The organism is Neisseria sp. P0022.S010 (assembly GCF_051956635.1).
This window is the reverse complement of sequence record NZ_JBQCXF010000732.1, coordinates 1-1,097: the sequence shown is the minus strand read 5'-3', so window position 1 is coordinate 1,097 and position 1,097 is coordinate 1. Positions and strand designations below refer to the sequence as shown.

The window sequence follows — 1,097 nt, the reverse complement described above, 5'->3', positions numbered from 1 at the left end:
ATACTTCACTTTCAATACCTTCTTTTGGAGAGTCGGTATGAGATTTCAAACCAAACTGATTGCAACCTGTATTTTATTGGCTTCATCGTCTTATTCTTTGGCAGAGAATGCGGATGGCGGACGTGATGCGGCGGCTTTGGCCACCACCAACAATTACGTCAATTCCGGCAGTATCATTCGCAAAGATGACGATAAAATCAGCATTTTCAATGATTTGTTGACTGTGAATGGTGGCTTGCGCGTACGTGCGGATACCAAAGACATCAATGCCAACAACAGCAGCATCAATCCTACACCTGAAGATACCAATGCCAACTTTAATGCGGAGTTTTGGTTACGCGCAAAACTGTATAAAGATTGGAAATTGGTGGCGCAAATTGAGCCGAATATCGATTTGGAAACCGGTAAATTCAACGGCGATCATGATGTGCCGGTCAATAAACTGTATGCCGAAGGCACTTTGTACAACAATATTAAAGCGCGTGTCGGTAAATTTGGTGCGTTCTCTTCCTACGGCCGCGTCTGGGATACCGAAGTAACCGGCGGCGAAATCTTCTTCGACAATAAAACCCTGCCTACCAAAATCTATGCGGGCCGCCGCACTGGCAACCTGAACGACAACACATGGGGCATTGGCGGCCGCCGCAGACATTTTGCCGCGGTTCAAAGTATGTTGCCTGTGAATGAGAATATCAACGTCGGCGCAACCGTCAGTTACATGAAAGACATCGATGTACGCGGTGCGAAGAAAAATGCGGTCTTCGGAGAAATCGGTACGGACATCAAGTTTAATGATGATTGGCATTGGATGGCCGCAGTCAGCAAGTCCAATATCAAAGCCTATAATGATGCCGGACAAAAAATTAAAAATGACGGCGTGTTCACTGAAGTACGCTATAAATTGGCCGACTGGAATGTCCGTAATTCTTATGACGTATTCTTGAACTACCGCCGTGTCGGTTCGTTGTCCGGTGTCTCTTCTGTTGAGGATTACAGCAAAAATGTCCAAGGCGTGCAAATCGGTGCGACCTATATTCCTTGGAAAAACTGGAAATTCAAAGGTTTCTATTTGGCCGGCAAACAGGTTACGCCTACCG

The 1,097-nt window shown here is 46.1% G+C and carries 1 protein-coding gene; it reads left to right on the top strand.

Going from position 1 to position 1,097, the window contains the following annotated elements; all coding sequences use genetic code 11:
• Window positions 1-37: 37 nt before the first annotated feature.
• A partial coding sequence (locus tag ACTHUT_RS21010) for a hypothetical protein (RefSeq protein WP_440419740.1) occupies window positions 38-1,097 on the top strand: 1,060 nt, incomplete at its 3' end.